Here is a 21108-nt window from a genome sequence, read left to right as displayed (position 1 = left end):
ACCCCGGCAAATTGGCTCCTTAGGCTGGACCTACCTCAGTAAGGGAAAGGCCAGGTAATTCAATGATGAACATCTGGAAAAGTCTTGCCGTCGCCATCGTCGGAGCCGGTCTGGCATTGGGCGCGCCGGCAGCACCGGCCGCCGCTGCACCGGGTGGCACCGGGTCGGCCCAGCAGACCATCAAGCAGTTGGAGGACGAGGGCTACCGCGTCATCCTGTCGCGGGTCGGCAGCGGCTCGATCAGCGACTGCAACGTCAAGGCGGTCCGGCCCGGCCGCGACATCACCGAACTCAAGGCCGCGCCGCGGGGCAACACCGAGGAGCGTGTCCGGTACACCACGGTTTACGTCGACCTGGCCTGCGGGGGTAAATAGCCGATTCCTGCAGCGGTGGACCGCCTCACCGCCGCACGTTAGGGTGACGGCGTGCTGAGCAGAGTGCTGATTGGCCTGGTGGGTGCCGCCGCAGCGGTGATGAGCGGGCCCGGGATTGCGCAAGCGGATCCGCCGCCGCCGCCGGTCGTTCCCAACGTGAACGCCTACGCGCCGGTCAAGACCTCTGAATATGCCGTGATGGACAACAACTGGTACGCGTTCAGCGCGCCGGAAGGCCTCACGTGTGTGCTGCAGCGCAGCGGCAGTTACGGGTGCAGCGGGCCGATTCCGGCCGCACCCAACGGCGCCAACCTGGTCAGCGGTGGCCCCGGGGTGCCCGGGTTCGCCAGTTCGCCGGCCCCGGTGTTCGCCGTCGTCGGCGAGGCCAAGCCGTTGCCGGCCAACTCGCGGATCAGTTATCAGACGATCAGCTGCGGTACCGACGGGGTGACGACGTCGTGCATCGACGGACGCAACCAGTCGGGCTTCGTGATCAGCCCGTCGGGCAGCTTCGTCATCGGCGAGCAGGAATCGGACTTCAAGCCCACCTTCACGATCGGCTGAGGTTCAGAACCCCGACCCGTGTACCTCGTGCCCGGGTTTTTCGATCATCAACCCCTGATAGGCGTCCTCGACGGAGTGGCCGTGGTTGATGACGCGGTCCACCTCACGGGCGATCGGCATGTTGAGCCCGTAGTTGTCGGCGAACTCCATGATGACGCTGGCCGCCTTGACCCCCTCGGCCACCTGGTTCATCGAGGCGATGATCTCCTCGACCTTCTTTCCGGAGCCGAGTTGTTCGCCGACGTGCCGGTTGCGGCTGCGTTGGCTGGTACAGGTGACGATGAGATCGCCCATACCGGCCAGGCCCGCGAAGGTGTCGCGTTGCCCACCCATGGCCTCGCCGAGTTTGGCCATCTCGCGCACCGCCCGCGCCATCACCATCGCGCGGGTGTTCTCGCCGATGCCCAGTGAGTAGCCCATGCCCACCGCGATGGCGTAGACGTTCTTGAGCGCCCCGGCCATCTCCACACCGATCACGTCATCGGTGGTGTAGGTCCGAAACCGCTTGGTGCGGAACAACTCTGCGAGTTTGGCCGCGAGATGTTGGTCGGGCATGGCCAGTACCGCGGCAGCGGCGTAACCCTCGGCGACTTCGCGCGCGATGTTCGGCCCGGCCAGGATGCCGGCGGGGTGGCCGGGCAGCACCTCGTCGACGATCTCGCTCATCCGTTTGTTGGTGCCCTGTTCCAGGCCTTTCACCAGCGAGACCACCGGCACCCAGGGGCGCAGTTCGCGAGCCAGCTCGGTGAGCACGCCACGGAACCCGTGCGACGGCACCCCCATCACGATCACGTCGGCGCAGTGCGCCGCCTCACTGAAATCGACGGTGGCCTTGAGGCTTTCGGGTAATGCGACTTCGTCACCGAGATAGCGTGAATTGCGGTGGTTGTCGTTGATGTCCTTGGCGGTCTCCTCCGAGCGCACCCACTGCAGGGTCGGTCCGCGCCGGGCACAGATGGAGGCCACGGTGGTGCCCCACGATCCTCCGCCGAGGACGACGACGTTGGGTTCTCGTTGCGCTGGTGCCATGGCGATCAGCGTATTGCCGAGTGGCGCTGGGGGAGCCCAAGTTGCCGAACTGGGTCACCCGGTGGCGCGGCGACGCCGGCTCAGCGCGCCGATGAGTGCGGCTGCCAGGCATGCCGTGGCGACCGCGCCGGCGAACCACGGGAAGACGGTGTCCAGATCCCAGCGGGTGGCGGCCCAGCCGGCCAGCAGCGTCGGGACCGCCATCGCGGTGTAGGCCAGGAGGTAGAACGCGGACATGGTCTCACCGCGCTGGGCGGCCGGGACCACGTGGGACAGGTGCCGTAGCGATCCGCCGAACCCGAGCCCGAACGTCGCGCCCAGCAGCGCCGCCGCGGCGAACACCAGGGGCCACGAGTGGGTGAGCAGCACCGGGACGGTCAAGGCCAGCGTGACCGCCATGCCGACGTCGCCGACGATCGCCGAGCGGTGCGCCGGGATGCGGGTGGCGGCCAACTGGGCCATCGCCGCGGCGAAGGCGGTGACGGCCACGACGGCGCCACCGAACACCAGGTTGTCGATGTGGGTCTGGCGGGCGGCCAGTGACGGATACAGCGACAGCAGCACGCCGAGCACCGACCAGGAGGCCATCGCGCCGAGTGCGGCGAACCAGAAGTCAGCCCGGATTTCTTTGGCCACTGCGGGTTTCGAGATCCGGATGGGTCCGGTGGAGCGGACGGTGTGGGTTTCGCGCAGGGCCAGGACGCCGACGCCCACGAGCACGCAGATCACCGCGACCACGGCGTAGGGCGTGCGCAACGGATGTGGGGCGTACTGCGCGAGCACGGCGGATCCGATGATCGCCACGGTCATGCCGATGTTGAACGCCACGCCGCTGAGTTGACCGGAGCGCACGCCCCGGTGCGGGCGCAGGTCGAGCAGGGCGGCGGCGGTCACGACCACGATCGAGCCGATGGCGGCGCCGTGGATGACGCGGGCGAGCAGGAGCAGCGCCATGTTGTCGGCGACCAGGAACACGCCGAGGCCGACGAGCATCGCGACGAGTGCGCCCACCAACACCGGTTTGCGGCCGATCACATCGGAGATGCGGCCGGAGACCAGCACGGCGGCCAGGGCGGCCAGGGCGTACGCCGCGAACACGACAGTGGTGGCCAGCGGGGTGAGATGCCACGCCGTCTCGTAGATCCCGTACAGCGGCGCGGGCAGGCCGGAGACGCCCAGGGCCACACCGCTGAAGACGAGCAGGAGGGGATAGGCCCAGCGCTGGCCGTCGGTGTCGAGTGGATGTTCTGCCGAAACCGACGTCATCTGCTCACCCCGTCCGGTAGTTTGATGTTCATCGAACCTGGTCGAGCCTACGTCAGGTTTGATGACCATCAAACTTATTTTGGGGTGGCGGGCACATGGCACAGGCGCCGACGATCGAGACCCTCGCAGTCGCGCCGATCCACCAGGTCCTGAGTGCGTTGCAGGATCCGGTCCGGTTGGAAATGGTGCGGCGGCTGCACAACGCGGGTGAGCCGGTCAAGTGCGCGGCGCTCTACGACGGCATCAACAAGTCGACCGCCACCCACCACTTCAACATCCTGCGTGATGCCGGCCTGATCGTGCGGACACCCGGCGACGGGCACACCCATCAACGGTTGCGCGTCGACGACGTCGAGGCCGCGATGCCGGGCCTGTTGGCCGCAGTCGTGGCCCAGGCCAACCGGGAGGCCGACTCCAGCGGCTGACATCCGGCCGGCGAACTTTTGACCAGTTTTTCGACGGTTTCACCACCATCGGCAAAGTTAATATGCATACCGGCCACGGATTCCGTTGTGCGGGCATCCCGCCGGCGACCGGACGCCGTCGATCGAGCTCGCCGGCTGGGCCGCCGTGGACATCGGTGAGGCGTACGTCGCCCTGAATCCACTGTGTTTACAGGTGATCCGGGAAATGAAACGTCGCCACCCAGATATCGCGCCCCGGCGGTCTCGAGCCGGCCGCGGCGGTTCGTTTGCCGGAAGATGCTGAGCCGGGCTCACTAAGTAAATGAGAATTCGGCAAAACGTTGACGCGCGTCGAGTCCCGAGGCTACGGTGCGAACCACTGCTGAGTTATCCGGCCGAAGGCGGCCGTACCTCGGGCCTGGGGAGGGTTCATTGTTGCTGGTGCTTCTGCTTAATGAGAGAGGATGACGGCGCCGCCCGAGAGCGTCTCCGATGGGGTCGAACCGGACCGGGGAGTCGACGCCATCGAGAAATGGGCCACCGGCTATGCCAGGCGCCATCCGCTCGCATCGCTCACCACGGTCGGGGATCAGTTCGTTCTGGGGGTCCGCACCCTTCAGACCTTGTTCGTCGACCTGGTGACGGGCCGGTTCCAATGGCAGGAGTTCATCCGTCAGGGCGCGTTCATGGCGGGCACGGCCGTGGTTCCCACCGTGCTGGTGGCCTTGCCGATCGGGGTCACCCTCTCGATTCAGTTCGCGCTGTTGGCCGGGCAGGTGGGCGCCACGTCACTGGCCGGCGCCGCCAGCGGGTTGGCGGTCATCCGGCAGGCCGCCTCGCTGACCGCCGCCGTGCTCATGGCGGCCGCGGTCGGCTCGGCCATCACCGCCGATCTGGGGTCGCGCACCATGCGTGAGGAGACCGATGCCATGGAAGTCATGGGCGTCTCGGTGATCCAGCGGTTGGTGGTGCCGCGTTTTGCCGCGGCCATCATGATCGGCGTCGCGCTCACCGGGGTGGTGTGCTTCGTCGGCTTCCTGGCCAGCTTCCTGTTCAACGTGTACTTCCAGAACGGGGCTCCCGGCAGCTTCGTGGCAACCTTCGCCTCGTTCGCCACCACCGGCGACATGATCGTGGCTCTGGTCAAGGCGGTGATCTTCGGCGCCATCGTCGCGGTCGTCTCGTGTCAGAAGGGGCTGTCCACCAAGGGTGGTCCGACCGGGGTGGCGAACTCGGTGAACGCCGCGGTGGTGGAATCGATCCTGCTGCTGATGGTGGTCAACGTCGCGATCAGCCAGCTCTACATCATGTTGTTCCCGCGGGTCGGGCTGTGACATGACCGCTTCCACCTTCACCCCGCCGCTGATCGCACCGTTGGTGCGGCTCTACCGACGCTCGTCGACGCCGGTGATCCGGCTGGGCCACATGATGGTGTTCTTCGTGCGCGCGGTGACGGCCGTGCCGATTGCATTGCGTCACTACCGCGGTGAATTCGTCCGGCTACTCTCCGACATCGCCTGGGGCAACGGCTCTCTCGTCGTCGGCGGCGGAACCGCGGGCGTGGCGGTGGTACTCGGCATCACGGTGGGCGCCCTCGTCGGTATCGAGGGCTACAACTTCCTGGACCTGCTCGGGCTCGGCCCGGCCACCGGCATCATCTCCTCGTTGGTCAACACGCGCGAGCTGGCGCCGATCGCCGCGTCCCTGGCCTTCGCGACGCAGGCCGGTTGCCGCTTCACCGCCCAGCTTGGCTCGATGCGCATCGCCGAGGAGATCGACGCGCTCGATTCCATTGCCATCCGCCCGATTCCGTACCTGGTGACGACGCGGCTGATGGCCTCGGTGGTGGCGGTGATCCCGCTTTACGTGCTCTGCCTGGCGGTGAGCTACCTGACCACGCAGGTGGTGGTGTACCTGATCAGCGGTGGGTCCACCGGTTCCTATCTGCACTACTTCACCCTGATGCTGTCCGGCCAGGACATCCTCTATTCGCTGTTGAAGACGGTCATCTTCGTGTGGATCGCCTCCACCGTGCAGTGCTACTACGGCTTTTATGCCTCGGGCGGCCCGGTGGGTGTCGGCGTGGCCGCCGGTCACGCCATGCGCGCCAGCATCACCGTGGTGATCATCGTCAACATGCTGCTCACCATGGCGCTGTGGACGGTCGATTCTGGAGCGAGGTTCGGCGGCTAGATGGGTAACTCACTGGAAACCGACGGCCGCGGGCCGACCGACCGACAACTGTTGGTCTGCGGCGTCGCCGTTCTCGCGGTCGCCGCGCTGGTGTCGACGGTCCTGTTGGTGAAGGCGACCGGCCGGCTCGACGCCCGCGTACCCGTGGTGGCCGCCCTGGTCAACGTCGGCGACGGACTGCCGCAGCGGTCCGACGTGAAGTACCACGGCGTGCTCGTCGGGATGGTCGACGACGTCGTCCCCGCCGCCAACGGCAATCCCAACTACGTCCACATCAACCTCAAACCCGAATACGCGTCGTCGATTCCGAACACGGTGACCGCGCGAGTGGTGCCCAGCAATGTGTTCGCGGTGTCGTCGGTGCAGCTGGTGGACGGCGCCGGCGAGCCGGCAAATGGTTCGAGCGCCGGCGCACCGATCGCGGCCGGCGCGCAGATCCCCAAGGACACCGAACTGCCGACGGTGTTGTTCCAGACCACGATCAGCAAGCTGCGCGACATCCTGGCCGCGACCGGCCGGGGGCGTGAGGACAAGACGGTGGGCATCCTGGCCGCGGTCAACGCCGCCACCGAGAACCGCCGCACCGAGCTGCTCAACAGCGGTGCCCAATTGAACCGTCTCCTCGACCAACTCGATGCGATCGTGGCCACCGAACCCGGCCCGACGACCGTCTCGGCGCTCATCGACGCCACCCGGGGCCTGCAGCAGACCGCGCCGGATCTGGTCGACGCGCTGCACAAGGCCGTACAGCCCATGCAGACCCTCGTCGAGCAACGCTCACAACTGACCACCCTGATCAACGGCGGCATCAACACCATGAACACCAGCCACACGTCGTTGGCCAACCACTCCGATCAGCTCGTCCGGATCACCACCGAAATGACGCCGGTGATCGGGGAATTGGCGCTGTCCTCGCACAACTGGGTGCCGGCCTTCGTCAAGCTCAACCAACTGTCCACCAAGTTCTTCGACAACGTGTGGATGCCCGATCACGACTTCGGCAACATGCGGGTGAATCTGTCGTTCACCCCCAGCTACACCTACACGCGGGCCGATTGTCCGCAGTACGGCGCGCTCAAAGGGCCCAGCTGTTACACCGCGCCGTTGGTGCCGACGCGTCCGGCCCTGCCGGATGTGCTGTTGCCGCAGAACTATCAGCCACCCGCCGATCTGGCGCCGCCGCCCGGCACGGTGGTGGGACCAAACGGCAACCTCATGGCGGTCGGGCCGCCCCTGGTGAACCCGAATCCCAATCTGGCCGACCCGAATCCGCCGCTGCCGTCCTGGATGCCGCCGTCCCCGCCGGTCCCCGGCACGGCCAATCCGGCGCTGGCGCCGACGCCGCCCCCGCCGGTGAACCAGTCACCGCTGGCTCCGGTGGCACCCCGGCCGCCCAATTCCCCGCCCGCCGCGTCGATCCCCGGGTCGTCCCCGGCGCCGCCGGGGGGCCCGTCGACACCCGCCGGACCACTGCTGCCCGCCGAGGCCGCCCCGGCCTCCTTCGGCGGCAATGCTGCACCCGCCGCCTTCGGCGGCAATGTGGGCCCGGTGGGCAGCACCCAGGAACGCGCCGCGCTGAGCCTCGCGACCGGCCAACCGGCCACCGCGGCCACCCAACTGCTGCTGGGTCCGGTGGCTCGGGGTACCACCGTGACGGTATCTGATAGTCAAGCGGCACAACCAGTTTCGTCCGGGGAGCCTCGATGAAATATCGCGGAGCAATGATCGGCCTGTCCCTGTTCATGGTGGTGGCGCTGACGCTGACGTGGCTGGTGTATGTCACGCTGCGGCGCGACGTGGCCGGAAAGACCACGCCGTACGCGGCGATGTTCAGCGACGTGTTCGGCCTGCGTGAGGGCGACGACGTCCGCATGGCCGGAGTGCGCGTCGGCCGCGTCGAGAAGATCGAGCTGGACGGCGCGCAGGCCAAGGTGTCGTTCGTGGTGCAGAACGATCAGCAGCTGTTGGGCACCACGGTCGCGTCGGTGACCTACCAGAACATCGTGGGCCAGCGCTATCTCGGGCTGTCGCTGGGCAAGATCGGTGATCCCGGAGTGCTGCCGGCCGGCTCGGTCATCCCCGTCGAACGCACCGATCCGTCGTTCGACGTGGGCACCCTGCTCAACGGATACGAGCCGCTGTTCAGCGTGCTCAACCCGCGCGACGCCGACAACCTCACCCAGGGGGTGATCGCCTCGCTGCAGGGTGACCAGGCCTCGATCGCCGCGCTCGTCGATCAGACCGCACAGTTGACCGACTCGTTCGCCGGCCGGGACGAGGAGCTCGGCCAGGTGATCAGCGACCTCAACACGGTGGCCCAGAATCTGGCCAGACACAACGACAGCCTCGATCAGGTCATCACCGAAACCCGGGGAATGGTCAGCACTTTCGACGCCCGACGGCCCGAGATGGTGGAATCGATGGGCTCCATCTCACGGGTGGTCCGCCAACTGTCCACCATCACCGACGAGGTCTACCCCTCGCTGAACCAACTCGTCACCCGCGAACCCGGTTTCGTCCAGCACATGGTGGGCATCGAACCGCAGTTGGCGTTCACCGGAGCCAATCTGCCGTTGCTGCTCAAGGGATTCGCCCGGATCACCAACGAGGGCTCCTACGCGAACTCCTACGCGTGCGATCTGAACGCGACGGGATTCTTCCCCGGCCTCAACGACGTCACGCCGATCATCGTCGACGCCGCCACCCCCGGGAACAAGGCGACTTACAGCCCGAGATGCAGGAACATGGCCAATGGCTGAGCAAAAGAAGAAGCGGCGCAAGCCGCTGGAGGGTTACAACCGGACCTGGCTGGGGATCATCGCGATCGCGGTGGTCAGCGTGCTGATCGGGGCGATGCTCATCGTCAAGGTGGCCGATATCGGCTACCGCAAGTACACCGCGCAGTTCCTGCAGGCCGCCGCACTCAAACCGGGCAACCCGATCACCGTGGCCGGGATCCCGGTGGGCGAGGTGGTCAGCATGAAGCTGGCCGGCGACCACGTCGAGGCCAAACTCAAAGTGCGCAACGACGTTCCGCTGGGCAAGGAGTCGCGGGCGGTCATCAAGATCACCACGATCCTGGGTTCGCGCTACCTGTCGCTGGAGCCGGCCGGTGAGGGAGCCGTGCCCGGCGACAACTTCGACCTGGCCCACACCGAGGTGCCCTACGACCTGCAAGAGGCGTTGGCCGACGTCACCACCACCTACGAGCAGGTGGATTCCGACAAGTTCGCCCAGTCGCTGGGCATCCTGGGCCACCAGCTCAACGGGCTGCCCGAGATCGTGCCGCGGGCCCTGCAGAACACCCACACGCTGGCTCGGATCATCGCCAACCGGCGCGACCAACTGGGCACGCTGTTGCAGACCACCGAGGTCGTCAGCAATACCCTGCGCCGCCAGCAGTCGACGATCGGCAGCCTGGTCAACCAGGGCAATGATCTGGTGGGCGAATTCGTCATGCGGCGGGCCTCATTCCAGGCGATGCTGGCCTCGCTGACCAATCTCGTCGAGACCCTCAGCGGCATCGTCATCGACGACCGCCCCGAACTCGAGGTGTTGCTGACCAACATCCGCGAGCTGTCGGACATGTTGGGCCAGCACGACGACCTGCTGCGCAGCGTGCTGCAATCCGCCCCGGTGGCCCTGCGCGGGCTCGCCAACGCCACCGGCACCGGCAACGCGGCCGACCTCAACGTCGCCAACGGTCTGCTGATCGACTCATGGATGTGCGCGATCAGTGGTCGGGCCAAGCAGTTCAACATGATCCAGTACCTGAAGGACTGCAAATGAGTCGCCGCAACAGGCTCCTGGCTTTGGTGTCGGTCGCTGCGCTGGCCGCCGTCGCGGTCCTCGGGGTCGGCTGGTGGTTCCTGAAGGACATGACCAACACCATCACCGTGACCGCTCAATTCGACAGCGCGGCAGGGCTTTACGAGGGCAACACGGTGGCGGTGCTTGGCATGCAGGTCGGCAAGGTCACCAAGATCACGCCCAAGGGCGGGTATGTGGAGGTCGTGTTCACCGTCGACAAGGACGTCCAGGTGCCCCAGGACGTGCAGGCGGTCACGGTGTCCAACTCGATCCTGACCGACCGGCAGATCGAGCTCACCCCGCCCTACCGCGGTGGGCCGACGCTGCAGAACCACGACACCATCGGGCTCAACCGCACCAAGACCCCGGTCGAATTCGCCCGGGTGCTCGACGTATTGGACAAACTGTCGGCGTCGCTGCGCGGTGACGGCAAGGGCAACGGGCCGATCGCCGAGGTCGTCAACGCCAGCGCCGCGATCGCCGACGGCAACGGCCAGGCGATGAAGGATGCCCTCGGCGAACTGTCCGAGGCGCTGCGGCTGAGCGCCGACAAGGGTGCCGTGACCCGCGATCAGCTGACCACGATCGTGCGCAACCTCAGTTCGCTGTTCCAGGCGGCCGCCAACAATGACGCCACCCTGCGTGAATTCGGTTCCGCGGTGCGCCAACTCAGCCAGATCCTGGCCGACGAGAATTTCGGCACCGGCACCACCGGCAAGAAGCTCAATCAGGTGATCACCCAGGCCGGTGAGGTGCTCGAAGCCCACCGCGAGGAGATCAAACAGATCGTCCTCAACGGCAATACCGCCACCGGCACCTTCGTCGCCCACAACCGTGATCTGGCCGAGCTTCTCGACCTCGCCCCGATGACGCTGGACAACCTCTACAACATCGTCGATCAGAAGAACGGTGCGGCTCGGGTACACGTGCTGGTCGACAAGGTGTTGTTCGATTCCCAGACCGTCAAGGAGATGTGCAACATGATGGGGCTGCGGCAATTGGGGTGCAGCACCGGGACAGTGCAGGATTTCGGCCCGGATTTCGGGCTGTCTTACATGCTCGACGGCCTGGCGGCGATGGGGCAGCGATGAGAAAACCGATACGCACAGTCGTCCTTCCGGTGGTGCTCACCGCGACCTTGACGTTGTCGGGGTGCGCCAGCGAGGGCCTGGCCAGCCTGCCGTTGCCCGCGCCCGGCGTCGGTTCAGGCGGCTACCGGCTGACCGCGATCTTCTCCAACGCGCTGAACCTGCCGGCCAATGCCAAGGTGAAGTTGGCCGGTGCCGATGTGGGCGAGGTCGATTCGATGGTGGCGCGCAACTACACCGCGGTGACCACGCTGCGCATCATGGATGGCGTCCGGCTGCCGCAGGGCACCACCGCCGAATTGCGTTCGGCCACACCGCTGGGGGACGTCTTCGTCTCGGTCCGCCCGCCCAGCCCGGTCGATCCGAATGCTCCGCTGCTGCGCGACGGTGACGTCATCGATCTGGATTCGACCCGGGCCGCCGCGACCGTCGAGTCGCTGCTGAGTTCGGCGGCGATCCTGGTCAACGGCGGTGCGGTACGCAACTTCACCAACATCATCAACGGCCTGGGCAAGGCCACCGGCGACCAGGGCCAGGCGTTCGGCACCCTGATCTCCAAGACCAATCACACCCTCGGCACGCTCAACGCCCGCTCCGAGCAACTCGACACCGCCATGTCGGAGACCTCGAAACTGCTCGGCCAGATCGACGAGAAGAACCAGGCCGTCAGCGAACTGATGGATCAGGCTGCGCCGGCCACCCAGGTTCTGGCCGAACACACCACCCAGATCGCCGATTTGATCGCACAGGTCGGCGACACGTCCGAAGAGCTGCGCAAGTTCCCGTCGATCGCCGGTACCGACACCAGCGGCCGCAGCGTGATCGCCGATGCCAATACGGTCGCCGGGGCGTGGAACGACGTGGCCCTGACGCCCGACGCCACGCTGTACGCGCTCAACCGGCTGATGCCGCCGATCGTCAAGAGCATGCCGAGCAATGCCTGGTCGACGAGGGCGAGCATCGACCGGTTGGTGCTCGGTTCGATTCCCGACATCGGGTTCGCCGGTGACGCCGGTCTGCACGGGCCCAAGCGCTACAACTGGCATCAGCTGGTCGGCTCACTGCAGTACACGCTGCTGCGGCTGCAGGAGCGGGTGGTCGGACGGGGACCGTCCGTGCCGCAGATGCCGGTGATTCCCAGTCCCACCGAACCGGGTGAGATCGTGACCGCGCCGCCACCCGGCGCGGCCCCACCGGCGGAGGCACCACCCGCCGATGCCCCCGTCGCACCGGCCGCCGAGGCACCGCGATGATCGACTCACTGGCAGATCTCGTCGTCAGGATGGTCCGGTTCGGTTACCGGCGGAAGGCCTGGCTGTCCGCCGGGGCCCTGGTGATGACCCTGGTGGTGGCCACCGCCTATCTGATGATCGGCGCGTTACGGGTCAAGCCGTTCGACTCCACCTATCGGCTCACGGTCCAGTTGCCGGAGTCGGCAGGGTTGTTGCCGAACCAGGATGTGACGTTGCGTGGCGTGCGGGTGGGCCGGGTCGAACGCCTCGACATCACCCCGTCCGGGGTCGACGCCGTGGTGAACGTGGACTCGGCAGTTCAGATCCCGAAGTCCAGCGATGTCCGGGTATCGGGGCTGTCCCCGGCCGGTGAGCAGTACATCGACTTCGTCGGGCATTCGGACCAGGGCCCGTTCCTCAGCGACGGCAATGTGATCACCGAAGCCTCGGTTCCGGTCAGCCTGGCCCAGCTGCTGGCTGATGCCGACGGTGCCCTGGCCCAGGTCGACGTCGACAAGCTGGAACTGATCCGGCGGGAACTGAGCATGAGCAGCGCCGGTCCGCGCAAGCTGTCCGACATCATCGACGGCGGCACGTTTCTGCTGTCGACGCTGGATTCGGTGCTTCCCGAGACGACGAGCATCCTGCGTAACAGCCGCGTGGTGTTCAGCCTGGCGGCGGACAAGAACGCCGGCATCGCAGTGGCCTCGGACAACCTGAGCTCCACCTTCGACGGGATCAACCGGATGCGGGACGGCTTCCGCCGGCTCACCAACGAGACCCCGGGCGCGCTGACCTCGGTCGACAACTTGTTCGTCGACAACTCCGACACGATGGTGCAGCTGCTGGGAAGCCTGGCCAGCACGTCGCAACTCCTGTATCTGCGGGTGCCGGCGCTGCATGCGCTGTTCCCGGACTACCGCACCTCGGCCCTCGACGCGATCGGCAGCGTCATGCACGACAACGGGTTGTGGGCCACCGGCGAGATCTATCCGCGTTACTCGTGTGACTACGGGACACCACGTCGGCCACCGTCGGCGGCCGACTACCCGGAGCCGTATATGTACACGTACTGCCGCGACGAGCATCCCGGTGTGCTGGTCCGCGGCGCCAAGAATGCGCCGCGTCCGGCCGGCGACGACACCGCGGGCCCGCCCCCGGGCGCTGACCTGGGGCGTACCACCGATCCGACGCCCAAGGGGCGATACACCATCCCGACGCCGTACGGCGGTCCGACGTTGCCGATCGAGCCGCCCCGGTGATCCACCCGATGCACCCAAGGAGATGACGGTGACCCTCACGACTGACAAGCCGACCGGCGACGGGCAAGCTGGCACCGTGGACGACGCGATCGGTATCGAGGAAACCGCCGAGGAAATGACCGAGCCGGATTCCGAGGCGAAGGACGAGACCAACGACGACGACAAGGCCGACGATAAGGCCGACGATGCGGCCGGGGACGACGCGGCCAAGCCCTCCGACGCGGCCAAGCCGCGGGGTTGGGGTCGTCGCGTGCTCATCGGCGCCGGGGTCGTGGTGTTCGTCGCCGCGTTGGCCCTGTCGGGATTCCTGGGCTGGCAGCTGTGGCAGACGAAGCAGGTGGCGCAGGCCAGTCGGCAGGCGCAAGACGCGGCGGTGGCCTATGCCCAGATCTTGACGAGCATCGACTCCAACAAGGTCGACGAGAACTTCAACCAGGTGCTGGCCGGCGCCACCGGTGAGTTCAAGGACATGTACTCGCAGTCGAGCATGCAGTTGCGCCAGTTGCTCATCGACAACAAGGCCACCGCGCACGGTGTGGTCGTCGAGTCGGCAGTGCAGTCGGCGAGCAAGGACAAGGTCGTGGTGTTGCTGTTCGTCGACCAGTCGGTGTCCAACACCCAGGTGCCCGACCCGCGGATCGACCGCAGCCGCATCAAGATGACGATGGAAAAAGTCGACGGGCAGTGGCGCACAAGCAAAGTGGAACTCGCCTGAGCCGGCCCATGATGCGCATCGGCAAGCTGATCGGCGCGGCAGCCTGGTTGGCCGGCACCATGGTGGCCACCACGACCGCTCCCGACGCCGCGGCGTCGGCGGCCACGTTCTGCGACGAACTGGGCGGACAGTGGGATGGACAGTTCTGCAACACGTCCGTGGTCTCGGACCGAAAAGCGGTCCGGGACATCAAGATGGCGTTACCGGGCGACCTGGTGGACAACCCCGTCATCCGGCAGTACCTGACCAACCTGATGAACAACTGGCGCACCGCGGCGATGAAGATGGCCGCCGACAGCTCCGGTGAACAGCACTTCGAGATCTTTCACCACGGCGGCGCGATGACGGCGGTCTTCCACGAGATGTACTCCGGCACGGTCGGTACCGACGCGCTGGCGCACCCGAACGCCCCGATCTTCAGTGACGCCTACCGCACGTTCACCTTCGTCGACGGGCGGCAGGTGCAGCTCGCCGACTTGTTCAAACCGGATGTCGACCACCGGGTCGAGATTCCGCGCCTGGGGGAGCCGTTCATCGTCGCCGCGCTCGATGCCGCGCCGCCGCCGCACCAGCCCGGCACATACCCGTTCACCCCGGACCGCTGGACCCCGGACAAGGTGTACTCGGGCGGCTACAAGGCCTGGGCGCTGACGCCGGACGAATTGATCCTCTACATGCCGGATTACCCGGTCGGACATGACAGTCCAATTGACTTCACGCCGGGCCGGATGCAGTGGGCGATGGACGGCGGCACCGTGCAGGCACACATCCCACTCTCAGCACTCGCCCCGGTGCTGCAACCGCAGTTCGGCGGCGTCTGACCCTTCTAACGAAGCGTCCCAGCCTGGCGCGCACTATGGGTGTCGATCCCTATGACGAATGTGTCGGTTGTCGGCGAAATCACTGCAGCTCTTCGACAACAGCGTGCACATTCGTCGCAGCATTCCGAAAGGCACATGGGTGCCCCCGGGCGGTCCGTCGGCCATTCGATTCTTCGCGAGGCTAAAGGGTTACTCGACCGACGTTTGTTGCCACCATGAGCCGCGACCATCACCGCGACTCTTTGGGAGACAACGGCCATGCGCCTATTCAGTTCGGTACTCGCGATGCTCAGCGCACTCGTGCTGGTGCTGACCGGGTGTGGCTCCTCCGGCGAGGCGGCGCGCACCGACGACGGCAAGACCGTGCTGCGGTATCAGGGGTGGACCGGCGAGGTCGAGTTCCACGAACTCGCCGAGGAACTCGGCTATTACAAGAACGTCAAGCTGGAGTGGGTGGGTAACACCACCAGCGGGCCGCAGGACATCCAGTCGGTGGCCACCGGCGACATCGATTTCGGTTCGGCGTTCAACGGTGCCGTGGTCAAACTCAACGCCGCCGGTGCCCCGATCACCTCGGTACTCAGCTCCTACGGCGCCGACGAGGACGAGTACACCGGCTATTACGTGTTGGAGAACAGCCCGATTCGCTCGGCCCGCGACCTGATCGGCAAGAAGGTCGGGATGAACACCCTCGGCGCCCACCACGAATTCCTCACCCGGGAATGGTTGGCCAAAGAGGGCTTGACCAACGACGAGATCAAGACCGTCACCCTCACGGTGGTGCCACCCGTCAACACCGAGCAGGCCCTGCGCGACGGGCAGATCGATGTCGCGGCGCTCAACGAGATCTACCGGGAGTCCGCGCTGCAACGCGGTGGGATCCGGCCGCTGTTCACCGACAAGGCGCTGTTCGGTGCGTTCAGCTACGGCACCTATGTGGTGCGCGACGATTTCCTGGCCAAGAACCGCGATGCCGTGGCCGATTTCGTCCAGGGCACAGCGCGCGCGGTCCGCTGGGCACAGGTGACCCCGCGGGACGAGGTGGTGGCGAAGTTCCGCGCGATCATCAACAAGCGCCACCGCAATGAGGACACCAAGGCCGTCGAATACTGGCGTAGCTCAGGGATTCCGGTGCCCGGCGCGGTGATCGCCGACCGTGAACTGCAGACCTGGATCGACTGGCTGGTGCGCAACGGGGAACTCGAACCGGGCACGTTGACGGCAAAAGACCTCTACACCAACGAATTCAATCCGTACGCCAACGGGACTTATCCCGACGGCAGCGGGCCCGACGGTCAGGCATTGGCACACCGATGAGTACACAACCCAAACTGCAACTACGCCACGTCACCAAGCGCTTCGCAATCCGCGGCGAGAAGACCAGCTTCACCGCGATCGACGACATCAGTATCGACCTGGCCGCCGGTGAGTTCCTGGTCCTGGTCGGGCCCAGTGGCTGCGGTAAGTCGACACTGCTGGACCTGCTCGGCGGGCTGACGCAACCGACGTCGGGGGAGATCCTGCTCGACGGCAAGCCCGTCCGCGGTCCTGGCCTGGACCGCGGCATCGTGTTCCAGCAATATGCCCTGCTGCCGTGGCGCACCGCCCGCAAGAACGTCGAATTCGGCCTGGAGGCAAAGGGGTTGCCGACCGCGGAGCGTCGCCGACGAGCTGACGAGTATCTCGAGCTGGTCGGTCTGAAGGGCTTCGCCGACCGATACCCGCACGAGCTGTCGGGCGGGATGAAGCAGCGCGTCGCAATCGCGCGCAGTCTGGCCTTCGACCCCGAGGTGCTGCTGATGGACGAGCCGTTCGCCGCGCTGGATGCCCAGACCCGTGAATCCCTGCAGGACGAGCTGCTGCGAATCTGGCAGGCCACCGGCAAGACCATCCTGTTCATCACCCACGGCATCGACGAGGCGTTGTATCTCGGCCAGCGGGTGGCGGTGCTGACGTCGCGGCCGGGACGGATCAAGAAGATCGTCGACGTCGACATCGACCGGAGCGCCGACGACATCCGGTCCAGCGCGGGATTCCGGGCGCAGCGCCACCACATCTGGTCGCTGCTGCACGACGAGGTCCAACGCGCCCAGTCCGAGGAGGTTCAGCATGTCTAACGCCATCGCCGAGGCACCCGTCGACACTCTGGCAGAGGCACCGGCCGAGACACCGGAGCTACCCGAACCCCACCACCGGGGCCGGCGCCTGCAAGCGCTCACATGGCGTGTGCTGCGTCCCGTCGTGGTGGTTGCCGCGTTCCTGGCGTTGTGGGAGGCCGCCCCGCGGATCGGACTGGTGGACAAGGTGTTTCTGCCACCGCTGTCGGAGGTTGTCAGCGCCTGGTTCACCCTGGCAGGCAACGGTCAACTGGCCGAGCATGTTTCGGCCAGCCTGTCGCGCGCGCTGCTGGGGTTGGGTGTGGCGATCGCGGTCAGTATCCCGTTGGGCGTGGCGATCGCCTGGTACCGGCCGGTCGCGGAGTTTCTCAACCCGATCCTGGAACTCTTCCGCAACACCGCCGCGCTGGCGCTGCTGCCGGTGTTCATCCTGATCCTGGGTATCGGGGAGACCTCCAAGGTGGCGCTGGTGATCTACGCGGCGTCCTTCCCGATCCTGCTCAACACCATCTCCGGCGTGCGAACCGTGGACCCGCTGCTGATCAAATCGGCGCGGTCGCTCGGTCTTTCACCACTGCGGCTGTTCCAGAAAGTGATCCTGCCCGCGGCGGTCCCGACGATCTTCACCGGTCTGCGCATGGCTGCCGCCTCTTCGATCCTGGTGCTGATCGCCGCCGAGATGGTCGGGGCCAAAGCCGGGCTCGGCTATCTGATCACCGCTGCGCAGTTCAACTTCCAGATCCCGAACATGTACGCCGGCATCGTCACCATCGCCTTGGTGGGTGTCACCTTCAACGCCATTCTGGTGGCGATCGAGGGACGCCTGTCCGGTTGGCGGGCCACTACCTAGAGGACGGTCACATGACTCGACAACTTCATCTCAACGCCTTTCTCATGGGTGTCGGCCACCACGAGGCGGCGTGGCGGCACCCACGCACCGATGTGCGAAACCTGACCGACGTCACGCACTTCCAGCGACTGGCCCAGCTTGCCGAGCACGGCAAGCTCGACTCGGTGTTCTTCGCCGACGGGCTCGCGGTCGGACCCCGGGTGAAGCACAACACGCAGGCGATCTTCGAACCGATCACCCTGTTGACCGCGATGGCCACGGTCACCGAGCACGTCGGCCTGATCGCCACCGCGACCACCGGTTACATCGAGCCCTACACTCTGGCCCGTAGTTTCGCGTCGCTCGATCACATCAGTGGCGGGCGGGCCGGGTGGAACATCGTCACCTCGGCCGGGGAGGACGAGGCCGCCAACTTCGGTGTGGAAGGCATTCCAGACCACGCCGGGCGTTATCGCCGGGCCGCCGAATTCGTCTACGTGGCAACGGCATTGTGGGACAGCTGGGAGGACGACGCGCTCGTCCTCGACGAATCCACCGGCATCTTCGCCAACCCGGAGCGGGTGCACCGGATCGACCACGACGGCGAGCATTTCACGGTCCGGGGGCCGCTGAACTCGCCGCGTTCAGTGCAGGGCCGTCCGCTGCTGGTCCAGGCCGGATCCTCGGAGTCCGGTAAGGATTTCGCCGCGCGCTACGCCGAGGCGATCTTCACCGCCCAGCGCTCGGTGGCCGACGGCAAGGCGTTCTACCGTGACGTGAAGGCGCGGGCGGTGAAGTTCGGCCGCGGTGCCGACGAGGTCAAGATCCTGCCCGGTGTCGTGCCGTTCATCGGGCCCACCGAGGAGGCTGCGCTCGAGTTGGAGCAGCAGTTCACCGATCTGATCTCACCCGAGTACTCGTTGCGGCAGCTGTCACAGATGCTGGGGGTGGATCTCACCGCGCACGCCCTCGACGCCCCGCTGCCTACGCTGCCGCCCATCGAGCAGATCCAGGGCAACAAGAGCCGCTACCAACTGGTCAAGGATCTGGCCGCGGGGGAGTCGCTGACCGTGCGGCAGTTGATCGCCAAGCTCGGTGGCGGGCGTGGGCACCGGACGTTCGCCGGCACCGCCGAGCAGGTCGCCGATGACCTCGAGCTGTGGTTCACCGAGGGCGCTGCCGACGGCTTCAACATCATGCCGCCATATCTGCCCGGGGGTCTGGAAGATTTCGTCGAGCAGGTGGTGCCGATCCTGCAGCGCCGCGGGCTGTTCCGCACCGAGTACACCGCGACGACGCTGCGCGGGCATTACGGGCTGGCCCACCGCCCCAGCCGCTACACGGCGACGGCGGCCGAAACCAGCGCGTGAGCGAGGGGGTCCCGCTCCGCTCGCTCGTCACCACGGTCTTCCTGCCGTCCGCGATCTTCGGGATCGGCCAGGGCGCCGGCGCACCCGTCATCGCGCTGATCGCCCGCGATCTGGGCGCCTCGGTGGGCGCGTCTGGTTTCATCGTCGCGCTCGTCGGGCTCGGCGCGGTGCTCGGTGATCTGCCGGCCGGCCGCATGGTGGCCCGGTTCGGTGAGCGCCGGTCCATCATCGTCGGGTCCTCGCTGGGTACCGCGGGGGTGCTGTTGTGCCTGATCGCCTGGAATCCACTGGTTCTCGGCATTGGCGTGTTGCTGACCGGGTTCTCCAGTGCGGTCTGGGGTTTGGCGCGGCAGAGCTATCTGGCTGAGGCGGTGGGCGTGGCCAGACGCGCCCGCGCGATGGCGATGTTCGCGATGACGTGGCGGCTGGGCTATTTCGTCGGGCCGCTCATCGGCGCGGCGGTGATCCTGGCTGTCGGCACCCACGGCGGCTTCCTCGTGCAGCTGGTCGGCATCGTGGTGTCGGGGTATCTGATGGCCCGGCTGGCCGATCCACCGCGGGCCGAGGGAGCGGTGCCCGGCGGAGCGCGGCTCGCCGAGATCGTGCGCACCCACCGCGCGGTGTTGGGCACTCTGGGCCTGGGTGCGCTGATGATGGGGGCGGCGCGCTCGTCCCGAGATGCGGTGCTGCCGTTGTGGGCCGATCACCTGGGGCTGAGTGCGGCGACCGCTTCGGTGGTGTTCGGCATCGGAGCGTTGGCCGACCTGTTGTGTTCGTATCCGGCCGGGATGGTGATGGACCGCTACGGGCGCCGGGCGATGGCCGTGCCGTCCCTGCTCGTGATCGGGGTGTCGCTGTTCGCGTTGCCGTTCGCCGCCGGGGTGATCGGCATGACGGCCGTGGCGGTGTTGATGGGTGTGGGCAACGGACTCGGCAACGGCGTGATCATGACGCTGGGCGCCGATGTCGCGCCCACCGCGACCCGGGCCGAGTTTCTGGCGGCCTGGCGGCTCATGCACGACAGCGGGATGTTTCTCGGCCCGCTCGCGGTCGGCGGAGTGGCAGTGGTGGCGCCGCTGGGTGTCGCGGCGGCCGCTCTCGGAGTGGTGGCCTGCGCCGGGGCAGCCACCATGCACCGGTTCATCCCGGCCTGGCGCCCAACGTGAAGAAGATCGCGAGATGCCTCGAGAATCTCGCGATCTTCTTCACGCTCGGCCTAGCGGTAGTTGACGAACTGCAACGCCACGTCCAGGTCCGAGCCCTTGAGTAACGAGATGACGGCCTGCAGGTCGTCACGCTTCTTCGAGCTGACCCGGATCTCGTCGCCCTGGATCTGAGCCTTGACGCCCTTGGGGCCCTCGTCGCGGATGATCTTGGTGATCTTTTTGGCCTGCTCGCTGCTGATGCCCTGCTTGATGTCGCCGGTCACCTTGTAGGTCTTGCCACTGGCCTGCGGCTCACCCGCGTCGAAGGCCTTCATCGAGATGTCGCGCCGGACCAATTTTTCCTTGAACACGTCGACTGCAGCCTTGACGCGCTCCTCGGTGCTGGAGGTGAGTTCGATCACCTCTTCGCCCTTCCAGGCGATGCTGGTGTCGGTGCCGCGGAAGTCGAACCGGGTGGACAGCTCCTTGGCGGCCTGGTTGAGCGCGTTGTCGACCTCCTGACGGTCGACCTTGCTGACGACGTCGAAGCTGGAATCCGCCATTGGATGCCTCTCCCTTCCCTCGGTGAGTCCTGCCGGTTTGTAACTTTGGTACATCCTCGTTGTACCCTGCTAGTCGCACCAAACCGGAGACGGGGCGGCGCGAACCCGGCAGGTTGCCCGAGCGGCCAATGGGAGCGGACTGTAAATCCGTCGGCTAACGCCTACACAGGTTCGAATCCTGTACCTGCCACCCAAGTCAGGCCCCCTTTCGAGGGGGCCTGTGTGGTTTCTGGCCCCGGGGGTTCTGGGGGGTTAATGGCCAAAATGTGTGTACGGCTGTCGGTGTGTCGTGGCGGTTAGGGTGTTGATCTGCCGGCCCAGCCGTG

21 protein-coding genes and 1 tRNA gene are annotated in these 21108 nt (G+C 66.5%); 19 read left to right on the top strand and 3 right to left on the bottom strand.

Features of this window, described 5'->3' with window-relative positions:
- The first annotated feature begins 62 nt into the window (after positions 1–62).
- Positions 63–374 (top strand): hypothetical protein, encoded by a 312-nt coding sequence (locus tag A5733_RS11555; protein ID WP_082957789.1) that lies wholly within the window; start codon positions 63–65, stop codon positions 372–374.
- 51 nt (positions 375–425) lie between these two features.
- Complete coding sequence (locus A5733_RS11550) at positions 426–938, top strand: hypothetical protein (protein ID WP_067772658.1); 513 nt, start codon at positions 426–428, stop codon at positions 936–938.
- A gap of 3 nt (positions 939–941) precedes the next feature.
- On the opposite strand, the gene A5733_RS11545 is transcribed toward A5733_RS11550, so the two are convergent.
- Entirely contained in the window at positions 942–1967 is a 1026-nt protein-coding gene (locus A5733_RS11545) for an NAD(P)H-dependent glycerol-3-phosphate dehydrogenase (protein ID WP_067772655.1), read from the bottom strand.
- A 54-nt stretch (positions 1968–2021) separates the two neighbouring features.
- Positions 2022–3233, bottom strand: a complete 1212-nt coding sequence (locus A5733_RS11540; protein WP_076240213.1) for an MFS transporter — start codon at positions 3231–3233, stop codon at positions 2022–2024.
- 95 nt (positions 3234–3328) lie between these two features.
- On the opposite strand from A5733_RS11540, the gene A5733_RS11535 reads away from it, so the two are divergent.
- From A5733_RS11535 to A5733_RS11460, 16 genes are all read left to right on the top strand, one after another.
- On the top strand, positions 3329–3658 hold the full coding sequence (locus A5733_RS11535; protein ID WP_076240212.1) for a helix-turn-helix transcriptional regulator: 330 nt from the start codon (positions 3329–3331) through the stop codon (positions 3656–3658).
- A gap of 443 nt (positions 3659–4101) precedes the next feature.
- Complete coding sequence (locus tag A5733_RS11530) at positions 4102–4971, top strand: ABC transporter permease (RefSeq protein ID WP_067772647.1); 870 nt, start codon at positions 4102–4104, stop codon at positions 4969–4971.
- A gap of 1 nt (position 4972) precedes the next feature.
- On the top strand, positions 4973–5830 hold the full coding sequence (locus A5733_RS11525; RefSeq protein WP_067772642.1) for an ABC transporter permease: 858 nt from the start codon (positions 4973–4975) through the stop codon (positions 5828–5830).
- Positions 5831–7537, top strand: a complete 1707-nt coding sequence (locus A5733_RS11520) for an MlaD family protein (protein WP_076240211.1) — start codon at positions 5831–5833, stop codon at positions 7535–7537.
- Entirely contained in the window at positions 7534–8589 is a 1056-nt protein-coding gene (locus tag A5733_RS11515; RefSeq protein ID WP_067772636.1) for an MCE family protein, read from the top strand. The genes A5733_RS11520 and A5733_RS11515 overlap by 4 nt, the downstream gene beginning before the upstream one ends.
- Complete coding sequence (locus tag A5733_RS11510; RefSeq protein WP_076240210.1) at positions 8582–9619, top strand: MlaD family protein; 1038 nt, start codon at positions 8582–8584, stop codon at positions 9617–9619. Before A5733_RS11515 ends, A5733_RS11510 begins: the two co-directional genes overlap by 8 nt.
- Entirely contained in the window at positions 9616–10731 is a 1116-nt protein-coding gene (locus A5733_RS11505) for an MCE family protein (RefSeq protein ID WP_076240209.1), read from the top strand. Before A5733_RS11510 ends, A5733_RS11505 begins: the two co-directional genes overlap by 4 nt.
- Positions 10728–11981 carry an MCE family protein gene (locus A5733_RS11500; protein WP_076240208.1) on the top strand — a complete coding sequence of 418 codons (1254 nt, stop codon included), beginning with the start codon at positions 10728–10730 and terminating at the stop codon, positions 11979–11981. The genes A5733_RS11505 and A5733_RS11500 overlap by 4 nt, the downstream gene beginning before the upstream one ends.
- Entirely contained in the window at positions 11978–13222 is a 1245-nt protein-coding gene (locus A5733_RS11495; protein ID WP_076240207.1) for an MlaD family protein, read from the top strand. The genes A5733_RS11500 and A5733_RS11495 overlap by 4 nt, the downstream gene beginning before the upstream one ends.
- Positions 13223–13244: 22 nt before the next feature.
- Positions 13245–13937 carry a hypothetical protein gene (locus A5733_RS11490; RefSeq protein WP_076240206.1) on the top strand — a complete coding sequence of 231 codons (693 nt, stop codon included), beginning with the start codon at positions 13245–13247 and terminating at the stop codon, positions 13935–13937.
- Between the two features lie 11 nt (positions 13938–13948).
- Complete coding sequence (locus A5733_RS11485; RefSeq protein ID WP_076240243.1) at positions 13949–14758, top strand: mannan-binding family protein; 810 nt, start codon at positions 13949–13951, stop codon at positions 14756–14758.
- A 285-nt stretch (positions 14759–15043) separates the two neighbouring features.
- Positions 15044–16075 (top strand): ABC transporter substrate-binding protein, encoded by a 1032-nt coding sequence (locus tag A5733_RS11480; protein ID WP_369830928.1) that lies wholly within the window; start codon positions 15044–15046, stop codon positions 16073–16075.
- Positions 16072–16875 carry an ABC transporter ATP-binding protein gene (locus A5733_RS11475; protein WP_076240204.1) on the top strand — a complete coding sequence of 268 codons (804 nt, stop codon included), beginning with the start codon at positions 16072–16074 and terminating at the stop codon, positions 16873–16875. Before A5733_RS11480 ends, A5733_RS11475 begins: the two co-directional genes overlap by 4 nt.
- The gene (locus A5733_RS11470) at positions 16868–17725 is read left to right on the top strand and encodes an ABC transporter permease (protein WP_067767690.1); all 858 of its coding nucleotides are present in this window, start codon (positions 16868–16870) and stop codon (positions 17723–17725) included. Before A5733_RS11475 ends, A5733_RS11470 begins: the two co-directional genes overlap by 8 nt.
- Positions 17726–17736: 11 nt before the next feature.
- Complete coding sequence (locus A5733_RS11465) at positions 17737–19074, top strand: LLM class flavin-dependent oxidoreductase (RefSeq protein ID WP_076240203.1); 1338 nt, start codon at positions 17737–17739, stop codon at positions 19072–19074.
- Positions 19071–20240, top strand: coding sequence for an MFS transporter (locus A5733_RS11460; protein ID WP_076240202.1), 1170 nt, complete (start codon positions 19071–19073; stop codon positions 20238–20240). The genes A5733_RS11465 and A5733_RS11460 overlap by 4 nt, the downstream gene beginning before the upstream one ends.
- Before the next feature lie 50 nt (positions 20241–20290).
- Here the strand turns inward: A5733_RS11460 and A5733_RS11455 are convergent, their stop codons facing one another.
- The gene (locus A5733_RS11455; protein WP_067767699.1) at positions 20291–20782 is read right to left on the bottom strand and encodes a YajQ family cyclic di-GMP-binding protein; all 492 of its coding nucleotides are present in this window, start codon (positions 20780–20782) and stop codon (positions 20291–20293) included.
- A gap of 107 nt (positions 20783–20889) precedes the next feature.
- Between A5733_RS11455 and A5733_RS11450 the strand changes: the two genes are divergently transcribed.
- Positions 20890–20972 (top strand) — tRNA-Tyr (locus tag A5733_RS11450).
- Positions 20973–21108: the final 136 nt, after the last annotated feature.

Source organism: Mycobacterium sp. NS-7484, assembly GCF_001953975.1.
Classification (GTDB): Bacteria; Actinomycetota; Actinomycetes; order Mycobacteriales; family Mycobacteriaceae; genus Mycobacterium.
Note: the sequence above shows the minus strand (reverse complement) of the source record. Positions and strands in the feature narration are given on the sequence as shown.